The organism is Streptomyces sp. GESEQ-4 (assembly GCF_017948455.1).
Lineage (GTDB): Bacteria > Actinomycetota > Actinomycetes > Streptomycetales > Streptomycetaceae > Streptomyces.
The window spans coordinates 178,003-202,934 of the sequence record NZ_JAFFSU010000011.1; the positions used below are offsets into that span (position 1 = coordinate 178,003).

22 protein-coding genes are annotated in these 24,932 nt (G+C 70.5%); 10 read left to right on the top strand and 12 right to left on the bottom strand.

The genetic code is table 11. The features are described from left to right. Window positions 1-29 precede the first annotated feature (29 nt). Entirely contained in the window at window positions 30-1,910 is a 1,881-nt protein-coding gene (locus KCH48_RS22425) for a PQQ-binding-like beta-propeller repeat protein (protein WP_210576465.1), read from the bottom strand. 234 nt (window positions 1,911-2,144) lie between these two features. Further along, window positions 2,145-3,947: an ABC-F family ATP-binding cassette domain-containing protein gene (locus KCH48_RS22430; RefSeq protein WP_210576466.1), complete on the bottom strand. Its 1,803-nt coding sequence runs from the start codon at window positions 3,945-3,947 to the stop codon at window positions 2,145-2,147. A gap of 343 nt (window positions 3,948-4,290) precedes the next feature. Here KCH48_RS22430 and KCH48_RS22435 point away from each other — a divergent pair, with 343 nt between their 5' ends. Then, window positions 4,291-5,481 carry an alginate lyase family protein gene (locus KCH48_RS22435; RefSeq protein WP_210576467.1) on the top strand — a complete coding sequence of 397 codons (1,191 nt, stop codon included), beginning with the start codon at window positions 4,291-4,293 and terminating at the stop codon, window positions 5,479-5,481. A gap of 335 nt (window positions 5,482-5,816) precedes the next feature. Here KCH48_RS22435 and KCH48_RS22440 read toward each other — a convergent pair whose 3' ends face one another. The 7 genes from KCH48_RS22440 to rsmI all read right to left on the bottom strand — a co-directional run bounded on the left by KCH48_RS22440 (window position 5,817) and on the right by rsmI (window position 13,118). Next, a complete protein-coding gene (locus tag KCH48_RS22440; RefSeq protein ID WP_307840914.1) occupies window positions 5,817-6,929 on the bottom strand; it encodes a peptidoglycan recognition family protein in 1,113 nt (370 codons plus the stop codon). Window positions 6,930-7,156: 227 nt separating this feature from the next. After that, the gene (locus KCH48_RS22445; RefSeq protein WP_210576468.1) at window positions 7,157-8,050 is read right to left on the bottom strand and encodes a 4-(cytidine 5'-diphospho)-2-C-methyl-D-erythritol kinase; all 894 of its coding nucleotides are present in this window, start codon (window positions 8,048-8,050) and stop codon (window positions 7,157-7,159) included. After that, the gene (gene rsmA, locus KCH48_RS22450; RefSeq protein ID WP_210576469.1) at window positions 8,047-8,943 is read right to left on the bottom strand and encodes a 16S rRNA (adenine(1518)-N(6)/adenine(1519)-N(6))-dimethyltransferase RsmA; all 897 of its coding nucleotides are present in this window, start codon (window positions 8,941-8,943) and stop codon (window positions 8,047-8,049) included. Before rsmA ends, KCH48_RS22445 begins: the two co-directional genes overlap by 4 nt. Window positions 8,944-9,064: 121 nt before the next feature. Then, a complete protein-coding gene (locus KCH48_RS22455) occupies window positions 9,065-10,567 on the bottom strand; it encodes a ubiquitin-like domain-containing protein (RefSeq protein WP_374104700.1) in 1,503 nt (500 codons plus the stop codon). 143 nt (window positions 10,568-10,710) lie between these two features. After that, window positions 10,711-11,625, bottom strand: a complete 915-nt coding sequence (locus KCH48_RS22460) for a TatD family hydrolase (RefSeq protein ID WP_210576470.1) — start codon at window positions 11,623-11,625, stop codon at window positions 10,711-10,713. A gap of 46 nt (window positions 11,626-11,671) precedes the next feature. Beyond that, entirely contained in the window at window positions 11,672-12,070 is a 399-nt protein-coding gene (locus KCH48_RS22465) for a hypothetical protein (RefSeq protein WP_210576471.1), read from the bottom strand. Between the two features lie 190 nt (window positions 12,071-12,260). Then, complete coding sequence (gene rsmI / locus KCH48_RS22470; protein WP_210576472.1) at window positions 12,261-13,118, bottom strand: 16S rRNA (cytidine(1402)-2'-O)-methyltransferase; 858 nt, start codon at window positions 13,116-13,118, stop codon at window positions 12,261-12,263. 62 nt (window positions 13,119-13,180) lie between these two features. On the opposite strand from rsmI, the gene KCH48_RS22475 reads away from it, so the two are divergent. The 3 genes from KCH48_RS22475 (at window position 13,181) to KCH48_RS22485 (ending at window position 18,425) form a co-directional block, all read left to right on the top strand. Next, on the top strand, window positions 13,181-14,932 hold the full coding sequence (locus tag KCH48_RS22475; RefSeq protein WP_210576473.1) for a dolichyl-phosphate-mannose--protein mannosyltransferase: 1,752 nt from the start codon (window positions 13,181-13,183) through the stop codon (window positions 14,930-14,932). A gap of 73 nt (window positions 14,933-15,005) precedes the next feature. Next, window positions 15,006-16,634, top strand: coding sequence for a penicillin-binding transpeptidase domain-containing protein (locus tag KCH48_RS22480; RefSeq protein WP_210576474.1), 1,629 nt, complete (start codon window positions 15,006-15,008; stop codon window positions 16,632-16,634). Between the two features lie 111 nt (window positions 16,635-16,745). After that, window positions 16,746-18,425, top strand: a complete 1,680-nt coding sequence (locus KCH48_RS22485) for a penicillin-binding transpeptidase domain-containing protein (RefSeq protein WP_210576475.1) — start codon at window positions 16,746-16,748, stop codon at window positions 18,423-18,425. Between the two features lie 67 nt (window positions 18,426-18,492). Here KCH48_RS22485 and KCH48_RS22490 read toward each other — a convergent pair whose 3' ends face one another. Further along, window positions 18,493-18,840, bottom strand: a complete 348-nt coding sequence (locus tag KCH48_RS22490; protein ID WP_210576476.1) for an SsgA family sporulation/cell division regulator — start codon at window positions 18,838-18,840, stop codon at window positions 18,493-18,495. A gap of 168 nt (window positions 18,841-19,008) precedes the next feature. Here KCH48_RS22490 and KCH48_RS22495 point away from each other — a divergent pair, with 168 nt between their 5' ends. From KCH48_RS22495 to KCH48_RS22520, 6 genes are all read left to right on the top strand, one after another. Next, window positions 19,009-20,064, top strand: coding sequence for an energy-coupling factor ABC transporter permease (locus KCH48_RS22495; RefSeq protein WP_210576477.1), 1,056 nt, complete (start codon window positions 19,009-19,011; stop codon window positions 20,062-20,064). Window position 20,065: 1 nt separating this feature from the next. Further along, window positions 20,066-20,827 (top strand): cobalt ECF transporter T component CbiQ, encoded by a 762-nt coding sequence (gene cbiQ / locus KCH48_RS22500; protein WP_210576478.1) that lies wholly within the window; start codon window positions 20,066-20,068, stop codon window positions 20,825-20,827. Next, complete coding sequence (locus KCH48_RS22505) at window positions 20,815-21,582, top strand: energy-coupling factor ABC transporter ATP-binding protein (RefSeq protein ID WP_210576479.1); 768 nt, start codon at window positions 20,815-20,817, stop codon at window positions 21,580-21,582. The genes cbiQ and KCH48_RS22505 overlap by 13 nt, the downstream gene beginning before the upstream one ends. A gap of 57 nt (window positions 21,583-21,639) precedes the next feature. Next, window positions 21,640-22,101: a MarR family winged helix-turn-helix transcriptional regulator gene (locus tag KCH48_RS22510; RefSeq protein WP_210576480.1), complete on the top strand. Its 462-nt coding sequence runs from the start codon at window positions 21,640-21,642 to the stop codon at window positions 22,099-22,101. Between the two features lie 129 nt (window positions 22,102-22,230). After that, window positions 22,231-22,713, top strand: coding sequence for an organic hydroperoxide resistance protein (locus tag KCH48_RS22515; RefSeq protein ID WP_210576481.1), 483 nt, complete (start codon window positions 22,231-22,233; stop codon window positions 22,711-22,713). Between the two features lie 54 nt (window positions 22,714-22,767). After that, on the top strand, window positions 22,768-23,943 hold the full coding sequence (locus KCH48_RS22520) for a serine hydrolase domain-containing protein (protein WP_210576482.1): 1,176 nt from the start codon (window positions 22,768-22,770) through the stop codon (window positions 23,941-23,943). 22 nt (window positions 23,944-23,965) lie between these two features. On the opposite strand, the gene KCH48_RS22525 is transcribed toward KCH48_RS22520, so the two are convergent. Together KCH48_RS22525 and KCH48_RS22530 are read right to left on the bottom strand one after the other, a co-directional pair. Next, window positions 23,966-24,484: a hypothetical protein gene (locus KCH48_RS22525; protein WP_210576483.1), complete on the bottom strand. Its 519-nt coding sequence runs from the start codon at window positions 24,482-24,484 to the stop codon at window positions 23,966-23,968. A 137-nt stretch (window positions 24,485-24,621) separates the two neighbouring features. Then, window positions 24,622-24,897, bottom strand: coding sequence for a DUF1876 domain-containing protein (locus KCH48_RS22530; RefSeq protein WP_210576484.1), 276 nt, complete (start codon window positions 24,895-24,897; stop codon window positions 24,622-24,624). Between the last annotated feature and the right edge of the window lie 35 nt (window positions 24,898-24,932).

Here is a 24,932-nt window from a genome sequence, read left to right on the forward strand (position 1 = left end):
GGCGGTCAAGGTCATGCCTGGTGCGCGCCTCACTTGCCGAAGGCGAGCATCAGCTTCTCCTTGCTCTCGTCGTTGCCGCTCAGCCGGGTGCTCGCCAGGTAGAAACGCCCGTCGACCCAGTCGAACACGCTGGAGAAGAAGCCGTTTTCGATGTTCGCGGTGCCCGCCGGGTTCTGCAGCAGCTTCGCCGGGGTGTGGCTGCTGCCGGTGACCGGGATCGACACGACCTGGCCGCCCGCGTCGTACGACGGCTGGACGTACGCGATGAGCTTGCCGTCCTCGACCTTGATCGGCAGCATCGGCTCCTCCACCGGGGACTTGACGCGCCACTTCTCCTTGCCGTTGGCGAGGTTGATCGCGACGATCTCGTTGGCGCTCGTGGTGGCGTCGGTCGGCAGGTAGAGCGTGTCGCCGTCGGCGGCCACACCGGTGCAGCCCAGCAGATCACGCTGGAGGATGGCCCAGCCGCACTTGGCGCCGATGTTGATGTCGACGCTGACCTGCGAGCGGAACTTGCCGCCGGCGCCGAAGGTGGAGATGTTCCACGCCTTCTTGTCCTCGTTGGTGCTGTAGATGACCAACGGGTCCATGGAGTAGACGCGCGCGACCTTCCAGCCCTTCTGGAACTTCCGGGTCCACTTGGCCTTGCCGGTCGCCGGGTCGAGCTCCTGCACCTCGTCGTGCTCATTGGTGCCGGTGGCATCGCAGGACGCCACGGCGATCAGCTTCTCGCCGCCCGCGAACGCGTCCGGGAAGCACTTGTCGCCGTACCTCGTCTTGTCCCACAGCTTGTCGCCGCTGTCGATGTCGTACGCCGTACCGGACTGCGAGCGGCCCACCATCAGCGTCTTGCCGGTGATGGACAACTCGACGTCGAGCGTGCTGTCGAACAACGCGCCGTCGCCGACCGTGCCCTTCCAGCCCTTCTCGCCGGTGTTGAGGTCGATCTGCTGGAGCTGGTTGCACTTGGCGCGGTCGCTGGAGCCGCTCATGTACGCCACGACGATCTTGTCGCCGGACGACTTCTCCGGCGTGACCGCGCAGATCTTCTCCGGGAAGGTGATCGGGTCCCAGGTCTCGCCGCCGTCGCCGACGTTGTAGGCGAAGACCTGCTTGTACGCCGCCTTCACCGCCGCCTTGTCGGTGATCCACAGGCCGGGCGCGTCGGCACCGCTGCCGGGCGCGTCCGGTGCCTCCTTGTACCAGAGCACCTTCGACTCGCCCGACTGGCGGCCCTCGTTGAGGTCTTCCGGGTCGGAGCCGCCGTCAGCGCCGCCGCCGTCACCGGAGCCGGTCGGGGACGGCGAGCCCTTCGGGTCGTCGCTCTGCTGGGCGACCGGCTTCTTGTCCTGGTCGTCGCTGCCCCTGGTCACCGCGAACACGGTGCCGCCGATGACGACCAGCGCCGCGACCGCCGCGCCGATGACGAGAGCGGGCTTTCCCTTGAAGGGGTTGCGCGAGCCGGGGCCGGGCGCGCCCGGGTACTGCGGCGGCGGGTAGCCGTAACCCTGGGCGGGCTGCTGGCCGTAGGGCGCGGGCTGCGGTTGGCCGTACGGTCCCGGCTGCTGCGGCGGTTGGGCGTACGGACCGGAGCTGTACGGCCCCGGCTGCTGGCCGTACGGGGCTGCCTGCCCCGGCTGCTGCGGATAGCCGTACCCCGGCTGCTGCGGGCTGCCGGGCGGCGGACCCTGCGGGGGCGGCGGTGCCTGGGGCGGGCCCTGGGGCGGAGGGGGCGTCTGAGGGGCACCCTGCGGCGGGGGCGGCGGCTGCGCAGCGTCACCCTGCTGCGGGGCCGGCGGGGTCTGCGGAGCGTCTCCCTGCTGCGGGGGCGGGGCCCCGAAGCCGCCCTGGCGTGGGTCCTGTGGTGCTCCGAAGCCACCCTGCGGCGGCTGGTTGGGCGGCTGACTCATGAGCGGTTCCCCCTTCGACCGGTGTGGTGCCACGTTCTGTGCCGTCGCGTCTCGGCCACACCAGCCGTCTCTCAGACTTTTCTCAGACGAGCCTTTCTATCACCCGCCGCCGACAGCGCACCGTCGCTCATCGGCCGCTGTTCCCAAGGGAGAACCGGCCCGTGACGCCCCCGTTATGACCCTTCACGCACCCTTCACGCACCAGCGCGCCGCCCGCACGCAGGGCACGAAGTGCTACGCGTCCTCGGCGAGTTCCAGCCAACGCAGTTCCAGTTCCTCGCGCTCACCGGCCAACTGGCGCAGCTCGGCGTCCAGTTCGGCGACTTTCGCGAAGTCCGTGGCGTTGTCGGCGATCCGGTCGTGCAGCTTGGTCTCCTTCTCGGAGATCTTGTCGAGCTGCCGCTCGATCTTCTGCAGTTCCTTCTTGGCGGCGCGCTGGTCGGCGGAGCTCGGTCCGGCGGCGGCCTTCACCGCGACGGGCGCCGAAGCGGCCACCGCCTCCTCCATGCGCCGGCGCCGCTCCAGGTACTCGTCGATGCCGCGCGGCAGCATCCGCAGGGAGGCGTCGCCGAGGAGAGCGAAGACCCGGTCCGTCGTCCGCTCGATGAAGAACCGGTCGTGGGAGATGACGATCATCGAGCCGGGCCAGCTGTCGAGGACGTCCTCGAGCTGGGTGAGGGTCTCGATGTCGAGGTCGTTGGTGGGCTCGTCGAGGAAGAGGACGTTGGGCTCGTCCATGAGGAGCCGGAGGATCTGGAGCCTGCGCCGCTCACCACCGGACAGATCACCGACCGGCGTCCACTGCTTCTCCTTGTTGAAGCCGAACGTCTCGCACAGCTGCCCGGCGGTCATCTCACGCCCCTTGCCGAGATCGACGCGCTCCCGCACCCGCTGCACGGCCTCCAGCACCCGCAGATTGGGATCGAGTTCGCCGACCTCCTGCGAGAGATAGGCGAGCTTGACGGTCTTCCCTACGGCGACCCGCCCGCCGGCCGGCTGCGTCTCGCCCTCGGTCCGCGCCGCCTCGGCCATGGCGCGCAGCAGGGAGGTCTTGCCGGCGCCGTTGACGCCGACGAGGCCGATGCGGTCGCCGGGCCCGAGCTGCCACGTCAGATGCTTGAGCAGCACCTTCGGCCCGGCCTGGACGGTCACGTCCTTCAGATCGAAGACCGTCTTGCCGAGCCGCGAGGACGCGAACTTCATCAGCTCGCTGCTGTCCCGGGGCGGCGGTACGTCAGCGATCAGCTCGTTGGCGGCCTCGACGCGGAAGCGGGGCTTCGACGTACGGGCGGGGGCGCCGCGCCGCAGCCAGGCCAGCTCCTTGCGGACCAGGTTCTGCCGCTTGGTCTCCTCGGTGGCGGCGATCCTCTCGCGTTCGGCGCGCGCGAAGACGTAGTCCGTGTAGCCGCCCTCGTACTCGTAGACCGAGCCCTTCTGCACGTCCCACATGCGCGTGCAGACCTGGTCCAGGAACCAGCGGTCGTGCGTGACGCAGACGAGCGCCGAGCGGCGCTCACGGAGGTGGTTCGCGAGCCAGGAGATGCCCTCGACGTCGAGATGGTTGGTCGGCTCGTCGAGCACGATCAGGTCCTGCTCGTCGATGAGCAGCTTGGCGAGCGCGATACGGCGGCGCTCACCGCCGGAGAGAGGCCCGATGACGGTGTCCAGCCCCTGCGGGAACCCGGGCAGGTCCAGCCCCCCGAACAGCCCGGTCAGCACATCCCTGATCTTGGCGTTGCCCGCCCACTCGTGGTCGGCCAGATCCCGGATGACCTCATGCCGGACGGTGGCGGCCGGGTCGAGCGAGTCATGCTGGGTCAGCACACCCAGCCGCAGCCCGCCGGAGTGCGTGACCCGTCCGGTGTCGGCCTGCTCCAGCTTGGCCAGCATCCGGATGAGGGTCGTCTTGCCGTCGCCATTACGGCCCACGATGCCGATGCGGTCCCCCTCGGAGACGCCGAGGGAGATCCCGTCGAGCAGGGCACGGGTGCCGTACACCTTGCTGACGTTCTCGACATTGACCAGATTGACGGCCATTACTCTCCTGACACGGGGGTCGATCGACCCTCCAGGGTAGTCCGCGGGGTGGGGCGGGGTCGGTCCGGCGGGGGTTCCCGGGCGGCCCTGTCCGCTGGACCACCGGTCGGCTTGGCCGAAACGCGGAGGCTGGGCCCTTCCTGACTCGGGCTGTCGGGGGATGCCGTACGACGCTACGCATCGCCCAACTCCGATGAGTTGAGCTTCGTTGCTGTCCGGGACCGGTTCTCCGTGGACCGGCCACTCCTGTCTATTGACATGTACACAAGCCTTCCCTATGGTCCAGGCCAATCGTTCTTCATTCGGAACTGCGTTCTCATTCGTGAACGGAAGAGGTCATCGGATGACACGAACCAGAACCGCCCTGCTGAGTGTTCTCGCCCTACTGGCCGGCCTGCTGAGCGTTCAGCTCACCGGCCCTGCCCCACGGGCAACGGCCGCACCGACAGCCTTCACTCACCCCGGCGTGCTCGTGAGCCGGGCCCAACTCGACTACGCCCGGTCAAAGGTGCAGGCCGGCCAACAGCCATGGAAGGCCGCGTACGACAACATGATGGCCAGCTCCTACGCTTCACTGTCGCGTACCGCCAAGCCGCGGGCCGTCGTGGAGTGCGGATCGTCGTCCAACCCCAACCGCGGCTGCACCGACGAGCGGCAGGACGCCATCGCGGCCTACACGCAAGCGCTCGCCTGGTACTTCACCAGGGACGCCCGGTACGCCAAGAAGTCGATCGAGATCATGGACGCCTGGTCCGCGACCATCACCGATCACACCAACAGCAACGCCCCGCTGCAGACCGGCTGGGCCGGATCGACCTGGCCGCGCGCCGCCGAGATCATCAAGTACACCTACGACGGCGGCTGGCCGGGCGCGGGCCGCTTCGCGACCATGCTTCGCACCGTCTACCTGCCCGAGGTGATCAACGGCGCAGCGACCAAGAACGGCAACTGGGAACTGGTCATGACCGAGGCGGCGATCGGTATCTCGGTCTTCATCGAGGACCGCACCAGCTACGACAAGGCGGTCAGCACCTACCTCGCCCGGGTTCCCGCGTACATCTACCTGACCAGTGACGGCGCCCTGCCGAAGCCGCCGGCAGGCAGCAGCATCGACACCAGCGCCGAGATCATCAAGTACTGGCAGGGCCAGAGCACCTTCACCAACGGCCTCTCCCAGGAGACCTGCCGGGACTTCGGGCACACCGGCTGGGGCATCGCCTCCATAGCCGACATCGCGGAGACCAGCCGCATCCAGGGCCAGGACCTCTATCCGAGGATCCAGGACCGGCTGCGCCACGCGCTGGGCTTCCACACCTCCTACGAGAACGGCACCGCCGTACCTTCCTGGTTGTGCGGCGGCTCGGTCAACAAGGGCCTCGACCAGGTCACGGAGGTCGGGTTCAACGCCCTCCAGAACCGCCTCGGGATCAGCATGTCCAACACCCAGAAGTACACCGAGGAACACCGGCCCTCCGGCACGGACAACTACTTCAACGCATGGACGACCCTCACGCACGCCAACAATCCCAGCTGAGGACCACCGCCGACCCGGCTGATAGGCGTGCGCGCCGGCGGTTCCACGGAACGTCGGACGCTGGTCGACCGAGCGGCGAAAGCCCCGTATGGATCCGTGGGACCCGGACCGCTCGATCTCCGGGCGACGCGAAAGCTCCCACCGAGCGCCGTTACCCGCCCTGTGCCGCACGCAGGGCACACCCGGCGACCCGATCCTGGGCCACGGGAGGGCGCTGTGACACGGTCGACGCCCGACGCACCTGAGCGCCCGCAGCACCGACCGGACGGCTTGCCTCGCCCGTCCGTTGACAGTTGGCCTGCACACCGACGCAGGCCAACTGTCGGCGGGAAAGGTCAGGAGCGCGTGTCGGCAACCGCCGTGCGGACCTCGTCCAGGAGGTCGTACATCGTCTGGCCGGGGCAGTCGGTCTGGAGCCAGTCGCGGTGGCCGCTGATCGTGTTGACGTCCTTCGTCACGCCGTTGACGGGGTTGACGAAGGTGACCTGGGCCTGGGGGTCGAGGCCCTTGAAGCGGGTGATCACCTTGATGAGGCGGGTCAGGGAGGCCTTGGCGGCGTCCGTGGGCGGCTGGCCGGTCAGGTTGCCGAGGAGGGCTATGCCGAGGTTGCCGGAGTTGAAGCCGGCGGTGTGGAAGGCGGTGACGAGGTTGCCCTCCGGGTCGAAGGCGGGGATGCCGTCGTCGCCGGAGTAGCGGCCCTCGTAGACGGCGCCGGCCTCGTCGATGAGGAAGTGGTAGCCGATGTCGCCCCAGTCGTTGGTGATCGCGTGGAACTCGTAGATGCCGCGCACGGTCGCCGCCGGGTCGGGGTCGGCGTTCGGGGTGTCGGTGTGGTGGACGGTGATCGTCTGCAACGGGTAGTACGTCTCGGGCGAGTTGACCTTCCCGTCCTTGTACCGCTTCGACTCGTCGGCGCCCCACGCCGGCCGCGACAGGTACTGCACCCCACGCACCCGGGTCGGCTCGGTCGGCACCCGGAAGGTCTTGCCGGCCCCGCCCGTCGTGTCGATCGCCAGCGAGCGCACCCCGCTCGCCCCCTGCGGCGCCTTCAGCTCGTACGCGGTGGCGTCCCCCGCCGCCACCAGCGCCGTGCCGCCGTTCTCGACGGTCGCGCAACCGCCGCCCAGCTCCTGCCACTTGCCGTCCGCGAACCGGATCCCGGCACCGGCCTCCGCGCCGGTCCAGCGGACACCGACGTACGAGATGGCGAAGGGGGCGGTGGTCGCGGCGGTGCCGGTGGCGGCCTCGGTGCGGGTGGCCGGGAACTTCTGGGGCTCGGTGCCCGGAGTGCCGGATGAGGCGTCCGACGTACCGGAGTCCGAGTCGCCGGCCGCGAAGACGACCGGGGTCAGAGCGGCTCCCGCGGCTACCGCACCGCCGGCGGCGATCATGCCGCGCCGGGAGAGGGAGCGCTTCCTGCGGTGGTCGGGTGTGGGGGACGCAGACACAGGTGTGCCTCCAGGATCAGTTCAGTTCACTTGGGGGGACACCGCCGCGCGCACTCTGTGGTGTGACACGGCGAGTGCTTGAAGTTCAAACGACCCTACGCGTCACGCCCGCCCCACCCGCACCAACTCAGGCCAAGGAACGGTGAATTCACTGTGCCTGTCCGACAAATGGGGCGCGCGGGGAGGGCTCTGGGGTTTCAGATCCGCCGGGAGGTTCAGAGCGAGCTTCAGAGCACCGTGGCGCCCGGCGCCGGACCCGACGCCTGCCGTACCGAGCGGCATGTGCCGGACGCGAGCAGCGCCTCCGCGACCTTCGACGCCGACTCCCGGTCCCGCGCGAGGAACGCCGTCGTCGGACCCGAACCCGAGACCAGCGCCGTCAGCGCACCGGCGGCGCGGCCCGCGGCGAGGGTGTCGGCCAGCTCCGGGAAGAGCGAAAGCGCGGCGGGCTGAAGGTCGTTGGAGACGGCGGCGGCCAGCGCGTCGGGGTCGCCCTTCGCGAGCGCGCCGAGGAGTTCCTGGGAGGCGACGGGCTCGGGGATGTCCAGGCCTTCGGCGAGCCGGTCGAACTCACGGAACACGGCCGGCGTCGACAGCCCGCGCTCCGCCATCGCGAACACCCAGTGGAAGGTGCCGCCGACCTCGAGCGCCGTCAGCTTCTCCCCGCGCCCGGTACCGAGCGCCGCCCCTCCGACCAGACTGAACGGCACATCGCTGCCCAACTCGGCGCAGATGCCGAGCAGTTCGTCACGGGAGGCGTTGGTTCCCCACAGTGCGTCACACGCGAGCAGCGCACCCGCGCCGTCCGCACTCCCGCCCGCCATACCGCCGGCCACGGGGATGTCCTTGACGATGTGGAGATGGACGTTCGGGGTACGGCCGTACCGCGCGGCCAGCGCTTCCGCCGCGCGCGCCGCCAAGTTCGTACGGTCCAGGGGGACTTGACCGGCGTCCGGGCCCTCGCAGGTGACGCGGAGTCCGTCGGCCGGCGTGACGGTGATCTCGTCGTGGAGGCCGACCGCGAGGAACACATTGGCCAGATCGTGGAACCCGTCGGGCCGGGCGGCGCCCACGGCCAGCTGGACATTGACCTTGGCGGGAACGCGAACGGTGACGCTCACTGCTGACCGGGCTCCTTGTTGTCGGCGGCGCTCTTGCCGTTCTCGGCGATACGGGCGAACTCCTCGACGGTCAACGACTCGCCGCGCGCCTGCGGTGAGACACCGGCGGCTACGAGGGCGGCCTCCGCGGCGGCGGCCGACCCGGCCCACCCGGCGAGCGCGGCGCGCAGCGTCTTGCGGCGCTGGGCGAAGGCCGCATCGACGACGGCGAACACCTCGCGCCTGGTGGCCGTCGTCTTGATCGGCTCGACGCGCCGGGTCAGGGACACGAGCCCGCTGTCCACGTTGGGCGCCGGCCAGAAGACGTTGCGCCCGATGGCACCGGCCCGCTTGACCTCGGCGTACCAGTTGGCCTTCACGGACGGGACGCCGTACACCTTCGAGCCGGGCGGGGCGGCCAGCCGGTCGGCGACCTCCGACTGCACCATCACCAGCGTGCGCTCGATGCCGGGGAAGGTCTCGAGCATGTGCAGCAGCACGGGCACGGCCACGTTGTACGGCAGATTCGCCACCAGCGCGGTCGGCGCGGGACCCGGCAGCTCGGTCACGTGCATGGCGTCGGAGTGCACGAGCGCGAACCGCTCGGCCCGCTCCGGCATCCGGGCGGCGACGGTGGCGGGCAGCGCGCCGGCGAGTACGTCGTCGATCTCTACGGCGATGACCCGGTCGGCTGCCTCCAGCAGCGCGAGGGTGAGGGAGCCGAGCCCCGGGCCCACCTCGACGACCACGTCATCGGGCCGTACGCCTGCGGTACGGACGATACGGCGGACCGTGTTCGCGTCGATCACGAAGTTCTGGCCGCGCTGCTTGGTCGGACGCACACCGAGGGCTGCCGCCAGCTCGCGAATGTCGGCGGGGCCCAGGAGGGCGTCGGGGGGAGGGCTGCTGCTCACGGCCCCAAGAGTACGGGGCGCTGGCTGCGGGCATTGGGGGCGCTCTGGGGGTGCACAGCCTGCGGGCCGGTGGGGGCTGGTCGCGCAGTTCCCCGCGCCCCTTCGGGGCGCGATCCACCGCTCACCTGTGCAGACGTGACCCACAATGCGGCCACGGACTCGCCCCCCGCCGCACATACAGCCTCTTCGCCCGATGCGTCTGTTCCTCCGCCGACGCGTCCTGTGGGCGGCCCGTGCCGCCGAGGCTGTGCCAGGTCTGGGTGTCGACCTGGTAGAGGCCGCCGTACGTGCCGGAGGGGTCGACCGCGTTCGGGCGTCCCCCGGACTCGCAGGCGGCGAGGCCCTGCCAGTCCAGGTGGTCCGCGCCCTGCACGGAGGTGGGCATCGGCTTCGTGCCGACCTTCACGACCCGGTCCCGCGGCTCCCGGACCACCTCGGTCTTCACCCACCGCGGCTTCTGCTTGACCCCGTTGACGGTCCGGAGCACGTACGTGATGCGCCGCAGTCCCACCTGCCCGGCACGTTCGACGACTTCCGTGCCCTGGAAGAGCGAGGGGTCGTCCACCCGCCGCACCTGGACCGGGATCGCTTCCTCCCGGACCTCCTTGGTCCGGGTGATCCGCAGTACGGAGACGGTCTGCCCGTCCCGCGGGAAGCTCCCCGGCGCCACGGAGGTGGTGTCCTGCCCGCGCAGGGTGACCCCGGCCTCCTCGACGACCTCCCCGACCGTTGCCGCGTTCGTACGGACCGTCCGGGCGCGTCCGTCGGCCATGACCGTCACCGAGCGCTCGGTACGGACATCCAGCGCGAGCCCCTCACGCCCGATGCGCCGGGAGCGCGCGATGGACACGTACGCGCCCTCCGCACGCACCCCCAGCTGCTTGAGCGCCTCTTCCACCGTGCGGGCGGTCGTCCACACCTCGCGCCGCTGACCGTCGAGGGTGAGCCGCACGGGCCGCCCGTACCGCACGGCGACCTCGTCACCGTTGGCGAGCGCCGAACCGGGCGCGGGCGCCACCTCGTCGTGGGCCCCGGTCTTCAGGCCCTGGTCCGCGAGGAGCTCGGTCACGTCGTCGGCGAAGGTGTGCAGCGTGCGCGGCTCCCCGTCGACGGTGAGCTCGATCGCCTTGTCCTTGGCGACGAACGCGGAGGTACCGCCCGCGAGGAAGGCGACGACCAGCGCCTGGGGCAGCAGACGGCGCATGGAGCCGTCGGCACGCTCGGCGTACCGCGCCTTGCGCCGACGCGCGGACCGCCGATGCGCGCCGGAGCGCACAACGGGCGCGGGCGCCTCCTCATACGTCTCGTCATACGCCTCCTCATCGGCTTCCTCGTCCGCCTCCTCGTCCACCTCTGCGTCCGCCTCAGCACCGCCGGCCTGGCGCGGCACCACCGGCTCGAGCATCTCGTAGGCCGGCGCGTAGGTGTCCCCGTACCCCCAGGCGGTCTCCCCCCATGTCTCGGCGCTGTACGGATCGAACGCGCCGCCCGATGCGTCGTACGCCCCGTACGACACATACGGCCCGTACGCCGCGTCCACTCCGTACGGCGTCTCCCCCGCGTACTGCGAGTCCTGCACGTTCTGCGCGTACTGCGAATTCCGCGCGTACTGCGAGTTGCTCACGCCGACACGCTCCAGAAGGCCAGAGGGGTCCGGATGGGGCCCAGAACCTAGCGGAGCGCCGGTCACTCTCCAAAGTCACTCAACTACACAGAGTAGTAATGGCCTGTGGTTGCACCTCGGGAGCGTTACCGGGCGGTTATGCGTCAGTAGCCGAAGGCAGTTGCCGTGTTCGAGCCGAGGGCCGCGGCCAGCGTGTCCTCGTCGATGCCCCGTATGGCGGCCATGGCGCGCACCGTGACCGGAATGAGATACGGCGCGTTGGGCCGTCCGCGGTACGGCACCGGCGTGAGGAAGGGCGCATCGGTCTCCACGAGGACCAGCCCCAGCGGGGCCACGGCGAGGGCCTCGCGCAGGTTCTGGGCGTTCTTGAAGGTGACGTTCCCGGCGAAGGACATGTAGTAGCCGGCGCGGGTGCAGATCTCCGCCATGTCCGCGTCGCCCGAGTAGCAGTGGAACACCGTCCGCTCGGGTGCGCCCTCTTCCTTCAGCACGCGCAGTACGTCCGCGTGGGCGTCGCGGTCGTGGATGACGAGGGCCTTGCCGTGCCGCTTGGCGATCTCGATGTGGGCACGGAAGGACCGCTCCTGCGCCGCCTTGCCCTCGGGGCCGGTGCGGAAGTAGTCGAGTCCCGTCTCGCCGACGGCCTTCACGTGGGGCAGTGCGGCCAGCCGGTCGATCTCGGCGAGTGCCTCGTCCAGGCCCGCGTCCCCGCCGGGCTCCCGTGCGCCCTGCCGGGACCAGCCGGCGCGGGGGGTCTGGGGGGCTTGCCCCCCAGAAAGAGGTGTGCCGTGGACGATGCGCGGCGCCTCGTTGGGGTGCAGGGCGACGGCCGCGTGCACGGTGTCGTACGCCGCCGCCGTCTGAGCCGCCCACTGCGAGCCGCGTACGTCACAGCCGACCTGCACGACCGTCGTCACACCGACCGACGCGGCCTTCGCCAGGCCCTCCTCCACCGTGCCGGACTGCATGTCGAGGTGGGTGTGCGAGTCGGCGACGGGCACCCGGAGCGGCGCGGGCAGCGGCGGTGCGGCGTTCTTGTCGGACGCGTTCGAAGGCATGCCCCGATCCTACGAAAGGGGCATGCCTTCTCAGCGGGCGCTCCGGTCAGCTCGCCCTGCGCTGGAACGAATGCAGAAGATCGGACAGGTGCCAGTGCCGGTGCTCGGCCAACTGCGCGGCCTTCACGTCCGCCTCGCGCTGCTGCGGCACAGGCCGCTGCTGCCGGTGCGCGGCGTCCAGCGCCGACGACACCTGCCCCGCCCGCATGATCCGTACGACATGGTTGTCGCAGTTCTGACACGTGGGCCTGCTCAACGGGGACGGCACGATCTGCCCGTCGGCCACGTACATCACGAACTCATGGCCCTCGGCGTCCGTGTGGTGCTCTATCTCGTACGACTGCTCCCAGCCGTGCCCGCAGCGCATGCAGGCGAAGGAATAGGACTCGTTCACTACGGCGGTCGCCCCGTTGCGAAGGCCGGTCTGCCCTGCGATCTCGGTCATGCCAGCTCCTGTTGTCCGCTGGAGGGACGGGGTGCGTCCCGATTCCCAGTGGACTGCTCGGCCGGAGCGAACGCACGGGACCTGTCCAGTGTTGGGGCGCATTTGGGCGTTCCTTGCCGAAAGGGCCCGCGCGCTTTACTCACCGATGGGGCGCTCGCTCAGCCGAGATACGCCCTGCTCAGAATAAGTTTCACGCCCCCGCGTTCTTCGCCGCCACCACCGCGTCGAAGACCTCCCGCTTCGGCACCCCCGCCGCCACGGCCACCGCGGCGATCGCCTCCTTGCGCCGCTCCCCCGCCTCCTCCCGCACCCGCACCCGCCGCACCAGCTCCTCGGCGTCCAGTTCCTGCGCCCCCGTCTCCGGCGCCCCCTCGACCACGACCGTGATCTCTCCGCGGACGCCGTCCGCCGCCCACGCGGCCAGCTCGCCGAGCCCGCCCCGCCGTACCTCCTCGTACGTCTTGGTCAGTTCGCGGCAGACGGCGGCCCGCCGGTCCGCGCCGAAGACCTCGGCCATCGCGGCGAGCGTCTCGTCGATCCGGTGGGTGGACTCGAAATAGACCAGCGTCCGCCGCTCCCCAGCGACCTCCCGCAGCCGCGCCAGCCGCTCCCCCGCCTTCCGCGGCGGGAAGCCCTCGAAGCAGAACCGGTCGACGGGCAGCCCGGACAGCGCGAGGGCGGTCAGTACGGCGGACGGCCCCGGCACCGCGGTCACCTTGATGTCCTGCTCGACGGCGGCGGCCACTAGCCGGTACCCGGGGTCGGACACCGACGGCATCCCCGCGTCCGTGACGAGCAGCACACGCGCGCCGCCGAGGAGTTCCTGGACCAGCTCGGGCGTACGGGCGGCCTCGTTGCCCTCGAAGTACGACACCACGCGCCCCTTGGGCGTCACTCCGAGCGCCTGCGTCAGGCGCCGCAGCCGCCGGGTGTCCTCGGCGGCTACGACATCAGCTCCCGTCAGCTCTTCCGCCAGCCGGGGCGGGGCGTCGGCGATGTCGCCGATGGGGGTACCGGCAAGGACCAGGGTTCCGGGCGCAACTGTCACGTTTCCATCCTCGCAGCCCCCATGCACGGGACTCCCACAGAACGGTTCCCTACGATGGCGCGGTGACCAGTACAGCGTCGTCGGTGGACTCCACGGACATCCGACAGGGCGAGGCCCTTCACGACCAGCGGCCTTCGTGGCAGCAGCGGCTGCGCCGTTTCGGCTACACCGCGGGGCCCAGAACCGACATCCGGGACCGGCTGGTGCCGCCGTACACCCGGCCCAGCCCGCGTCTGTGGGCCGCGCTCGGGCTGCCGCAGGCGCTGGTCGAGCGGCTGACGCGCTGGTCGGGCTGGGGCGGTCCGCTGCTGGTGACGCTGTTCGCGGGCGTGATCCGGTTCTGGAACCTGGGCAGCCCGAAGGCGGTGATATTCGACGAGACGTACTACGCCAAGGACGCGTGGGCGCTGGTCCACCGCGGTTTCGAGGTCAACTGGGACAAGAACGTCAACAACCTGATCCTGTCCTCGAACGGCGACGTCCCGATCCCCACGGACGCGTCGTACGTCGTACACCCGCCGGTCGGCAAGTACGTCATCGGGCTCGGCGAGCTGATGTTCGGCTTCAACCCGTTCGGCTGGCGGTTCATGACGGCGCTGCTCGGCACGCTGTCGGTGCTGATGCTGTGCCGGATCGGCCGCAGGCTGTTCCGCTCGACCTTCCTCGGCTGCCTGGCGGGCGCGCTGATGGCGGTGGACGGGCTGCACTTCGTGATGAGCCGCACCGCGCTGCTCGACGGCGTGCTGATGTTCTTCGTGCTGGCGGCCTTCGGCTGCCTGGTGATCGACCGTGACAAGACGCGCGAGAAACTCGCCGCCGCGCTGCCCGGCGACGCCAGCGGCCGGGTCGGCCCCGATGTGCACACGGCGGAGAACACCCGGTTCGGGCTGCGTCCCTGGCGGCTGCTGGCCGGCCTGATGCTGGGCCTGGCCATCGGCACCAAGTGGAACGGCCTCTACATCCTCGCCGCGTTCTGCGTGCTGGCCGTGCTGTGGGACGTCGGCTCCCGCAAGGTGGCCGGCGCCCGCCACCCGTACCAGGCGGTGCTCCGGCGGGACCTGGGCTGGACGTTCCTGTCGACGGTGCCGGTCGCCGTGGCCACGTACATCCTCTCCTGGCTCGGCTGGATCCTTTCGCCGACGGACGGCAGCGGCGGCTACTACCGCAACTGGGCCGCGACCGACGGCAAGAACAGCGACTGGTCCTGGCTGTTCCCGGACTGGTGGCGCAGCCTGTGGCACTACGAGCACCAGGTGTACGAGTTCCATGTCGGCCTGAGCTCTCCGCACACGTACCAGTCCAACCCGTGGAGCTGGCTCGTCGACGGCCGCCCGGTGTCGTACTTCTACGAGTCCCCCGCCCCCGGCAAGGACGGCTGCCCCGTCGACGCGGGCGAGAAGTGCGCGCGTGAGGTGCTGGCGATCGGCACGCCGCTGCTGTGGTGGGTGGCCGCCTTCGCGCTCCTGTATGTGCTGTGGCGCTGGTTCTTCCGCCGCGACTGGCGCGCGGGCGCGATCGCCTGCGGTATCGCGGCCGGGTACCTGCCGTGGTTCATGTACCAGGAGCGCACGATCTTCTTCTTCTACGCCGTCGTCTTCCTGCCGTTCCTCTGCCTCGCCGTCGCGATGCTGCTCGGCGCGCTCGTCGGCCCGCCGGGCTCCAACGACACCCGCCGCGTGGCGGGCGCGACGGGCGTGGGCGTGCTGGTGCTGCTGATCGCCTGGAACTTCATCTACTTCTGGCCGCTGTTCACCGGCACGGCGATCCCCATCGACGACTGGCGTTCACGTATGTGGCTGGATACCTGGGTTTAGCCGAACTCCCCTCACAGGTTCCTCTCCCGCCACTTACAGTGCAGGGACCTGAGTAGGGGGAGGGAGCGCAGCCATGCGCAAGGGGGTCAAGGCCACCGTCGTCGGTGGGGTGTTGGTCGTGATGCTGGGAGGCGCCGGGTACGGCGCCTTCAACCTCGTGTCCGCACTGAACGGTGACGGCGGGCTCGGGGCGAGCGAGCCGGAGCCCGTGAGAACCGGGCCGCCGAGCGGCGACGAGGTCGAGGAGACGACGGGGAAGTTCTTCGCGGCCTGGGAGAAGGGGCAGGCGGCGACGGCTGCGGCGCTCACCAACAACGAACTGGCGGCCGAGCCGCTGTTCACCGCCTACGGGCAGGAAGCGCACATCACCGGCGTCAGCATCACCCCCGGTGCGGGGACCGGCGCGACCGTGCCGTTCACGGTGAAGGCGACGGTGTCGTACGACGGGAAGTCCAAGCCGCTGACGTACAAGAGCACCCTCACCGTGGTGCGCGGTAAGACCACCGGGAAGGCGCTGGTCGACTGGAAGCCGTCCGTCGTCCACCCCGAACTGCAGCGGGACGACACCCTCGTCACCGGTGAGGCGGCGAGCCCGCCCATCGAGGCCGTGGACCGCGACGGGACCGTCCTGACCGAGGACAAGTACCCGTCCCTCGGGCCGATCCTGGACGAGCTGCGCGGCAAGTACGGCGAGCAGGCGGGCGGTACGCCCGGCGTCGAGCTGGCGATCCGGCACGCGTCCGCCGAGGCCGCCGACACCCCGCTGCTGACCCTCGCGGAGGGCAAGGCGGGCCGGCTGCCGACGACGCTCAGCGCGAGCGCGCAGGCGGCGGCCGAGAAGGCGGTGAAGAGCTACGACGAGTCGTCCGTGGTCGCCGTCAAGCCCAGCACCGGCGAGGTGCTCGCGGTCGCCAACAACCGCGCGGACGGCTTCAACGCGGCCTTCCTCGGCAAGCAGGCCCCCGGCTCCACGATGAAGATCGTGAGCGCGGCCACGCTCATCGACAACGGGATCACCGAGATGAACGGCCCGGCCCCCTGCCCGCCCGACGCGGCCTGGCAGAGCCAGACCTTCCGCAACATCAAGGGCATGGACCCGAACGACAACGCGACCCTCTCCGAAAGCTTCGCCCGCTCGTGCAACACGGCCTTCGTGAAGTACGCGGACGCGGTGAAGGTGGACTCCCTCACCAAGGAGGCCGAGGAGCGGTTCGGGCTCGGCAAGGACAACTGGCAGACCGGCATCCCGTCCTTCGACGGCCAGGTCCCGGCCTCCGGCGGCCCGGACACCGCGGCCAACATGCTCGGCCAGGGCCAGGTCCAGATGAACCCGCTGAACATGGCGTCGGTCACGGCGACCGCGATCACGGGCACCTTCCGGCAGCCGGTGATCGTGCCGCAGAAGCTCGACGGCCGTGAACTGGCAAGCGCGCGCGGCCTGTCCGCGGACACCGTCGGCCAGCTGCGCGCCATGATGAACCGCACCGCGACCAGCGGCACCGCGGCCGAGGCGATGTCCGGGCTGACCGGCAGCGTCGGCGCGAAGACCGGCTCCGCCGAGGTCGACGGGCAGAAGACGTCCAACAGCTGGTTCACCGGGTACCGCGACGACATCGCGGCCGCGGCCATGACCGAAGAAGGCGGGCGCGGCGGCGACGCGGCCGGGCCGATTGTCGCAGCTGTGCTACGGACCGGCGGCTGAACGGGCTGCGGAACTCACCCGCACAGGACGGGACTCTAGGGTGGTTGCCGTCGTTGATGAGGTGCATGAGGGCAACGGGGACCCTGGGGACTCGCGGAGGATTCGAAAGCTGTGGGAACGAGAAGGCGCGTCGCCGAGCGACGGAACACGAAGAAGCCGGCCGTCATCGGCGGGACGATCGCCGTGGTCATCGCGGGCGCCGGAGTGGGCGTCTACGCGCTGTACGGCGCGGGGGCCGCGGCCGACGACCGTACGTCCCCGACGGCGGCGCGCGCCGAGGAGAAGAAGGTCAAGACCGGCCCGCTGTCGGCGACCGAGGTCACCACGGCCGCCCGCACGTTCCTCACGTCCTGGCAGCAGGGCAAGGTGACCGCGGCGGCGGCCGCCACGAACGACGCCACGGCGGCCACCACCCTGCTCACCGGCTACACCAAGGACGCCCACATCAAGGACGTCACCCTCACCGCGGGCACCCGCACCGGCGCCAAGGTGCCCTTCACCGTCAAGGCGACGGTGTCGTACAAGGGCACCAGCAAGCCGCTGACGTACGCCAGTTCACTCACCGTCGTCCGTGACACCGAGGACGGCAAGCCCTACGTCGACTGGCACTCCGCGGTCGTCCACCCGGACCTCGCGGACGGCGACACCCTGGTCACCGGCGCGTCCGGCACCCCGCCGGTCAAGGCGCTGGACCGGGACGGCGGGGAGATCACGACCGCCGAGTACCCGTCACTGGGCACGGTCCTTGACGGGCTGCGCGAGAAGTACGGCAAGACCGCGGGCGGCAAGGCGGGCGTCGAGCTGCGGGTGATCCGCGGCAAGGCGTCGAAGGCCAAGGAACTCTCCGACGAGACGGTCCTGGAACTCAGCAAGGGCACCCCGGGCACGGTCAAGACGACCCTGGACCCGGCCCTGCAGGCCGCCGCCGAGGCGCAAGTGGCCAAGAAGGCGAAGTCGTCGGTCGTGCTCCTGCGCCCGTCGACCGGCGAGATCCTCGCCGCCGCCAACGCCTCGCGCGGCTTCAACACGGCGTTCCAGGGCTCCCTCGCCCCCGGCTCCACGATGAAGGTCATCACCTCGTCGCTGCTGATCGAGAAGGGGCTCGCGTCGGAGGACAAGGCGCATCCGTGCCCGAAGTACTTCACGTACGGCGGCTGGAAGTTCCAGAACGACGACAAGTTCCAGATCAAGGGCGGCACCTTCAAGGCGAGCTTCGCCCGCTCCTGCAACACGGCCTTCATCAGCCAGGCCCCCAAGCTGGACGACGACGACCTCACCCAGCAGGCCCAGCAGGTCTTCGGCCTGTCCCTGGACAACTGGGCGATCGGCGTCCCCTCCATGGACGGCTCCGTGCCGGTCCAGTCGGACGCCCAGATGGCGGCCTCGCTGATCGGTCAGGGCGGCGTCCGCATGAACCCGCTCAACATGGCGTCGGTCTCGGCGACGATCAAGACGGGCGTCTTCCACCAGCCCTACCTGGTCTCCCCGGACGTCGACAACCGCAAGCTGGCCACCGCCTCCCGCACCCTGTCCGCCTCCACCCTGTCCCAACTGCGCGACCTCATGGCCTACACGGCGGCCTACGGCACGGCGGCGGAGGCGATGTCCGGCGTCACCGGCGACGTAGGCGCGAAGACCGGCTCCGCCGAGGTGGACGGCCAGAAGAAGCCCAACGGCTGGTTCACCGCCTACCGGGGCGACCTCGCGGGAGCGGGCGTGGTCCAGTCGGGCGGCCACGGGGGAGAGACGGCGGGCCCGATCGTGGCGGCGCTGCTGAAGGCGGGCGGTTGAGCAGCGCGCCCCAAAGGGGCGCGGGGAACTGCGCGACCAGCCACAACGAACCCGCAGGCGAAGCACCTCAGTGCGGCACGGGTTCTGCCAAATAGGTCCGCCGCAAGAACCGCATCAACGCCTTCGTCTCGAACTGCACCACCGAAACACCCTGCGCCGAGTGGAACTCGACAACCGCCTGCACCCGCCCGCACGGCCACACCCGCACATCCCCCGAGCCCGCAGGCGCCCGCAGCCCTTGTTCCAGCAGTGCCCGCGAGAACGTCCACTCGTGCGACGCCCCCGGCAGCCCGACCCGCACCGAACGCGGGTCGGCCTCGGGGTCGTAACGCAGGACGACCGGAATCGTGTCGCTGTCCTCGATGGGCGCGTCCGTGACGATATGGGCTCGTGCGTACTGTTCGACTGCAGACATCGGACGGCCCCTTACTCTGCGTTACATAAGTAAAAAATGTGCATCCGCTTCCCCTCTAATGTCCCATATTTCGCGGATCACGCCCGCTGACGTCACACATCTCACGTAGCCGATGTACGAGCCACTCGCTCTTGCGAGGCATTCGCAACAAGCCACTATCATCGAACGGTGCACGTACCTGACGGATTCATAGACGCCCCCACCTCCGCCGTGACCGGCGTCGTCGCCGCGGCGGCGGTCGCCGTGAGCCTGCGCGGCGCGCGCCGGGAACTCGACGAGCGCACCGCCCCGCTGGCCGGCCTGGTCGCCGCGTTCATCTTCGCCGTGCAGATGCTGAACTTCCCCGTCGCGGCGGGGACCAGCGGCCATCTCCTCGGCGGCGCGCTCGCCGCGATCCTCGTCGGCCCCTACACCGGCGTCCTCTGCATCTCCGTCGTCCTGCTGATGCAGGGCATCCTCTTCGCCGACGGCGGCCTGACCGCGCTCGGCGTGAACATCACCGTCATGGGATGCGTCACGACGGTCGTCGCCTACGGCATCTTCCGCGGCCTGGTGAAGCTCCTGCCGCGCACCCGCCGCTCCGTCACCGCCGCCTCCTTCGTCGCCGCCCTCGTCTCGGTCCCGGCCGCGGCGGCCGCCTTCACGTTCCTGTACTGGATCGGCGGCACCACCGACGTCTCGATCGGCAAGGTCGCCACCGCCATGGTCGGCGTGCACCTCCTCATCGGCATCGGCGAGGCCGCGATCACCGCGCTGACGGTGGGCTCCGTGATCGCCGTACGCCCGGACCTCGTGTACGGCGCGCGCGACCTGCGCCAGCGCCTCCAGTTGCGGGTGAACGGCGAACTCGTCGACGCGCCTGCCCCCGAGGTCGCCGTGGCCGCGCGCACCTCCCACCGCAAGGTGTGGATCGGTGGTCTGATCGCCTCCCTCGTGCTGGCCGGTTTCGTCAGCTTCTACGCGTCCGCCGACCCGGACGGCCTGGAGAAGGTCGCCGCCGACAAGGGCATGGACCAGAAGGTCGAGGAGCACGACACCGCCGACTCACCGCTCGCCGACTACGGCGTCAAGGACGTCGAGAACGCCCGCCTGTCCGGGGGGCTGGCGGGCGTGATCGGCGTGGGCGTGACGGTGGTCGCGGGCACCGGCGTCTTCTGGGCGGTGCGCAGGCGTCGTACCACCGAAGACACCGCCTCGTCCGGTCCCGTCAGCACGAGCGTCTGAGATGGGAGCGGGGCACGCGCACCGGCTCTACCGGCACGGGCACTCACCGGTGCACGCCCTGCCGCCGCACACCAAGCTCGCGGCGGTGTTCGCCTTCGTGGTCGTCGTGGTGTCGACGCCGCGGGAGGCGATGTGGGCGTTCGGGCTGTACGCCGTCCTGCTCGCGACGGTGGCGTCCATCGCGCGCGTGCCCGCCGGGTTTCTGCTGAAGCGGCTGCTGATCGAGGTGCCGTTCGTCGCGTTCGCGGTGCTGCTGCCGTTCGTGGCGGAGGGCGAGCGGGTCGACGTGCTCGGGCTCTCGCTGAGCGTCAACGGGCTGTGGGGCGCGTGGAACGTGCTCGCCAAGGGGACCCTGGGCGTCGCCGCCTCCGTCCTGCTCGCCTCCACCACCGAACTGCGCGAACTGCTGCTCGGGTTGCAGCGGCTGAAGCTGCCGCCGCTGCTCGTGCAGATCGCGTCCTTCATGATCCGGTACGGCGATGTCATCGCCGACGAGATGCGGCGGATGCGGATCGCCCGGGAGTCCCGGGGGTTCGAGGCGCGCGGGGTCAGGCACTGGGGCGTGCTGGCCAAGAGCGCGGGCGCGTTGTTCATCCGCTCCTACGAACGCGGTGAGCGGGTGCATCTGGCCATGGTGAGCCGTGGGTACACCGGATCCATGCCGGTGATCGACGAGGTGACCGCTGACCGGGCGCAGTGGTCGTACGCTCTTGCCCTCCCCGCCGCCGCCCTCGTCGTCTGTGTGTTGGGATGGGCCCTGTGAGCACCGCTTCCCTGGAGGTCTCCGGCCTCGCCTTCGCCTACCCCGACGGCCACCAGGCCCTGTTCGGCGTGGACTTCTCCATCGCGCGCGGCGAGCGGGTCGCGCTGCTCGGGCCGAACGGCGCCGGCAAGACGACGCTCGTGCTGCACCTCAACGGCATCCTGACCGGCGGCACCGGCACCGTGCACGTCGCCGGGCTGCCCGTCGGCAAGCGGCACATGGCCGAGATCCGGCGGCGGGTCGGCATCGTCTTCCAGGACCCGGACGACCAGCTCTTCATGCCGACCGTGCGGGAGGACGTGGCGTTCGGGCCCGCGGCGGCCGGACTGAAGGGGGCCGAGCTGGAGGCGCGCGTCGACCACGCGCTGGAGCTGGTCGGCATGGCGGAGTTCAAGGAACGCCCGCCGCACCACCTCTCCTTCGGCCAGCGTCGCCGGGTGGCCGTCGCGACGGTGCTCGCGATGGAGCCGGAGATCCTCGTCCTCGACGAGCCCTCCTCCAACCTCGACCCGGCCTCCCGCCGCGAACTGGCCGACATCCTGCGCTCGTTGGACGTGACCGTGTTCATGGTCACGCACGACCTGCTATACGCCCTGGAACTGTGCGCGCGCTCGCTGATCCTGAGTGAGGGCGTGATCGCCGCGGACGGCAAGACGGGCGAGCTGCTGGCGGACGAGGAGCTGATGCGGGCGCACCGCCTGGAGCTGCCGTTCGGCTTCGACCCGCGCTCCGTGACCGCCGAGAACCGTCCGTGACGCGTTTCCGTGACGGCCGTCCCTCGGTCGTCCGCAGTCTTCCGTGACAATGGGCGTGTGACGAACCAAGAGGATGCCGGATCGCTGCTGCTGGACGAGCAGCTGTGCTTCGCGCTGTACGCCGCCCAGCGCGCGGTGACGGCCATGTACCGTCCGCTCCTCGACGAGCTGGGGCTCACCTACCCGCAGTACCTGGTGCTGCTGGTGCTGTGGGAGCGCGGCGAGACCACGGTGAAGGAGCTGGCGGCGGCGCTGCGGCTCGACTACGGCACTCTGTCGCCGTTGCTCAAGCGGCTGGAGAGCGCGGGTGTGGTGCGCCGGGAGCGCGCGGCACACGACGAGCGCTCCGTGATCATCGCGTGCACGGGGCGCGGCGAGGAACTCAGGGAACGCGCGGTGCGTATACCGGGCGCACTCCTCACGGCGACCCAGCTCGGCGGCGCGGATGTCACCCGGCTCCGCGAGGAGTTGTGGCAGCTCGCACAACGGGCGCGGGCCGCGGCCGAGCGCTCCCGCTGAGCTTCGGTTACCGCCGGTTTCCTCCCCCTCCCTCCCGCACCCGCCGTTACCGGCGAGTACCTTGTGCACGATGCACTTGCACACACCTGTGTTGCCAGCTGCCCCGTCCCATCAGGGGGAGGTCCTGCCATGATCGACGGCGCCGAAGCCGACATCCGTCCCGACAGCCGTCCCGACACCCGTAGCGATACACGCCCCACGAAGATCGTGTACGTCGCCGAGGCCACCGCCCACGGCGGCCGGGACGGCTATGTCACCAGCCAGGACGGCCAGATCGAGCTGAAGGTCGCGATGCCGCCCGAGCTGGGCGGCGACGGCAACGGCACCAACCCGGAGCAGCTGTTCGCGGCCGGCTACAGCTCCTGCTTCCACAACGCGCTGGTCCTCGTCGGCCGACGCGAGGGCTACGACCTGACCGGCTCCACCGTCGCCGCCAAGGTCGGCCTCGGCCCCAACAGACAGCGCGGCTACGGTCTCGCGGTCGCCCTCAGCGTCTCGCTCCCGGTCCTCGACACGGACATCGCGGCCAAGCTGGTGGACGCGGCCCACGAGGTGTGTCCGTACTCCAACGCGACCCGCGGGAACATCGACGTAACGATCCTGCTTGGCTGAGGTGAGGGGGAGACCCCGGAGAGAGACGAACCCGGCGAGACGAGGAGTACGCACGTGGACGTGAACGGCACTGTCGCCGAAGGCTTCGAGCCGGTCAGGGACGCGTTCGCAGCGAACTTCGAGACGCTCGGCGACCGGGGTGCGGCGGTCGCCGTGTACCGGGACGGGCGCAGGGTCGTCGATCTGTGGGCCGGTACCAGGGACATCGACGGCACCGAGCCCTGGCTGCGCGGCACCGCGCAGATCGTGCGCTCGGCGACCAAGGGCGTCGCCGCCGCCGTACCGCTGCTGCTGCACCAGCGCGGACTGCTCGACCTGGACTCGCCGGTGGGCGAGTACTGGCCGGAGTTCAAAGCGCGCGGCAAGGAGCGGGTACTGGTCAGGCACGTCCTGAACCACCGGTCCGGCCTGCCGGTCCTCGACCGTCCGCTCACGCCCGAGGAGGCCCTGAACCCGGCACGGGGCGCCGAGGCGGTCGCCGCACAGGCCCCGGTCTGGGAGCCCGGCACCGACCACGGCTACCACGCGCTGACCTACGGCTGGATGCTCGACGGACTCGTCCGGCGCGTGACGGGCCTGTGGGTCGGCGAATGGATCGCCGCGGAGATCGCCGGACCGCTGGGCGCAGACCTGTGGCTGGGCCTGCCGGAAGCCGAGGAAGCCGCTGGCCGGACGGGCCGGGTGGGCCGTATCGAGACACCCGAACCCGCCACCGGGACGGGTCTGCGCGTCCGCCCGAGGCGTGCGGTGACCGAGGCGTACGACGACCCGGCCTCCCTCACCCGCCGCGCCTTCGCCGCGATCACCCCCTTCCCCGACCAGAACGACCCGGCGTACCGCGCGGTCGCCCTGCCCTCGACGAACGGCATCGCGACCGCCGACGGCCTGGCCCGCTTCTACGCGGCGCTGATCGGCGAGGTCGACGGCGCCGCACGGCTGTTCACGCCTCAAACGCTCGCGTCGGCCCGCGCCGAGGAGTCGGCGGGCCCCGACCGCGTCCTGGTCGTCAGCACCCGCTTCGGCCTCGGCTACATGCTGCACGGCAGCGCGTCACCGCTCCTCGGCCCCGGTTCCTTCGGCCACCCGGGCCGGGGCGGCTCCCTGGGCTTCGCCGACCCGGAGACCGGCATCGCCCTCGGCTATGTGACGAACGGCTTCCGCAAGACCGTGACGGCGGATCCGCGGGCACAGGCGTTGGTGCGGGCGGTGCGGCGGGCGACGGCTGCATAGCCTTCGCCGTGCACACAGGGATTCAACGGGACGACAGCGAAGTCGCGCGGAACTGCCAGATCTGGGCCGGGTCCTGCGGGCGCAGGGCGGTCAGGTCGATGTGCGGCGGGTGGATCCGCAGCGGGCTGCCGTCGAGGGCGAGCTCGGTGCCGGAAACCATGAGGTGATGGCCGTTCGCGGTCGCGGTGAGGGACCACTCGACGGGGACGGCGTGTCCCATGACCCGCTTACGGATGCCGCGGGTGCGCGCATAGCCGAGGTAGGTGCCTTCCTTGACGTTACGGATGGTCCTGTTGCCGTTGGCCAGGGGCTGGACCTCCCACACCTGGCCGCCGCCGGCGCCCTCCGGCAGCAGCACGACAGCCCCCTCCGCTTCAGTGAGCGTGAGGAACTGCCAGTGAAAGCGGGAGATCGTGTAGAGCCCGCTACGCAGAGGCGCCGCGGCGGCACGGGCGGGACTCGCGGCCGGGAAGAGGGCGGCCAGCCCCGCGGCCGCCACGGTGCCGAGGGCGCCGCGCCGGCTGATGGATCGCTCTGTCATGCCGCGATCGTGACGCCCCGCCGCCCCCTCGATCCGTCTGGACCCGCTGGGGCGGGCCGATTTCCCTCAGCCGTGTGAGCCCGCCCGGACCGGTGTGCCTGGTGCGCCTGGTGCGCCTCCCTGATGTACTTCCCCGATCAGACGTGAATCGGATGCGACGTACGCCCGGACGCCGAGTCGATCTCGGTGTGCGCCTTGGTCAGCATCTGCATGGCGAGTTCGTTCAGTGCGCGGGCCGCGGCGATCTCCTCGCCGACCCGTGGCTGATTAGGGTCCGTGTGGTGGCGCGTGGCGTGCCCATGGGCCCGTACTTCGCTGCCGTCGGGCAGGCGCACCATCGCCGCCGCCCGGGTGTGGGTCTCGTCCTCCTGGAACTCGAGCTCGACATGCCATCCCACTGTGGTGTGCATCATGACGATCACCTCCGGAACACTTGCTTCCAGAGTGC

Bases quoted from the DNA above. Each gene is read 5' to 3' on its own strand.
- KCH48_RS22435 (WP_210576467.1), top strand. From the start codon at position 4,291: ATGACACGAACCAGAACCGCCCTGCTGAGTGTTCTCGCCCTACTGGCC.
- KCH48_RS22425 (WP_210576465.1), bottom strand. From the start codon at position 1,910: ATGAGTCAGCCGCCCAACCAGCCGCCGCAGGGTGGCTTCGGAGCACCA.
- KCH48_RS22530 (WP_210576484.1), bottom strand. From the start codon at position 24,897: ATGATGCACACCACAGTGGGATGGCATGTCGAGCTCGAGTTCCAGGAG.
- KCH48_RS22490 (WP_210576476.1), bottom strand. From the start codon at position 18,840: ATGTCTGCAGTCGAACAGTACGCACGAGCCCATATCGTCACGGACGCG.
- KCH48_RS22505 (WP_210576479.1), top strand. From the start codon at position 20,815: ATGGGCCCTGTGAGCACCGCTTCCCTGGAGGTCTCCGGCCTCGCCTTC.
- KCH48_RS22430 (WP_210576466.1), bottom strand. From the start codon at position 3,947: ATGGCCGTCAATCTGGTCAATGTCGAGAACGTCAGCAAGGTGTACGGC.
- cbiQ (WP_210576478.1), top strand. From the start codon at position 20,066: ATGGGAGCGGGGCACGCGCACCGGCTCTACCGGCACGGGCACTCACCG.
- KCH48_RS22480 (WP_210576474.1), top strand. From the start codon at position 15,006: ATGCGCAAGGGGGTCAAGGCCACCGTCGTCGGTGGGGTGTTGGTCGTG.
- KCH48_RS22525 (WP_210576483.1), bottom strand. From the start codon at position 24,484: ATGACAGAGCGATCCATCAGCCGGCGCGGCGCCCTCGGCACCGTGGCG.
- KCH48_RS22515 (WP_210576481.1), top strand. From the start codon at position 22,231: ATGATCGACGGCGCCGAAGCCGACATCCGTCCCGACAGCCGTCCCGAC.
- KCH48_RS22460 (WP_210576470.1), bottom strand. From the start codon at position 11,625: ATGCCTTCGAACGCGTCCGACAAGAACGCCGCACCGCCGCTGCCCGCG.
- KCH48_RS22465 (WP_210576471.1), bottom strand. From the start codon at position 12,070: ATGACCGAGATCGCAGGGCAGACCGGCCTTCGCAACGGGGCGACCGCC.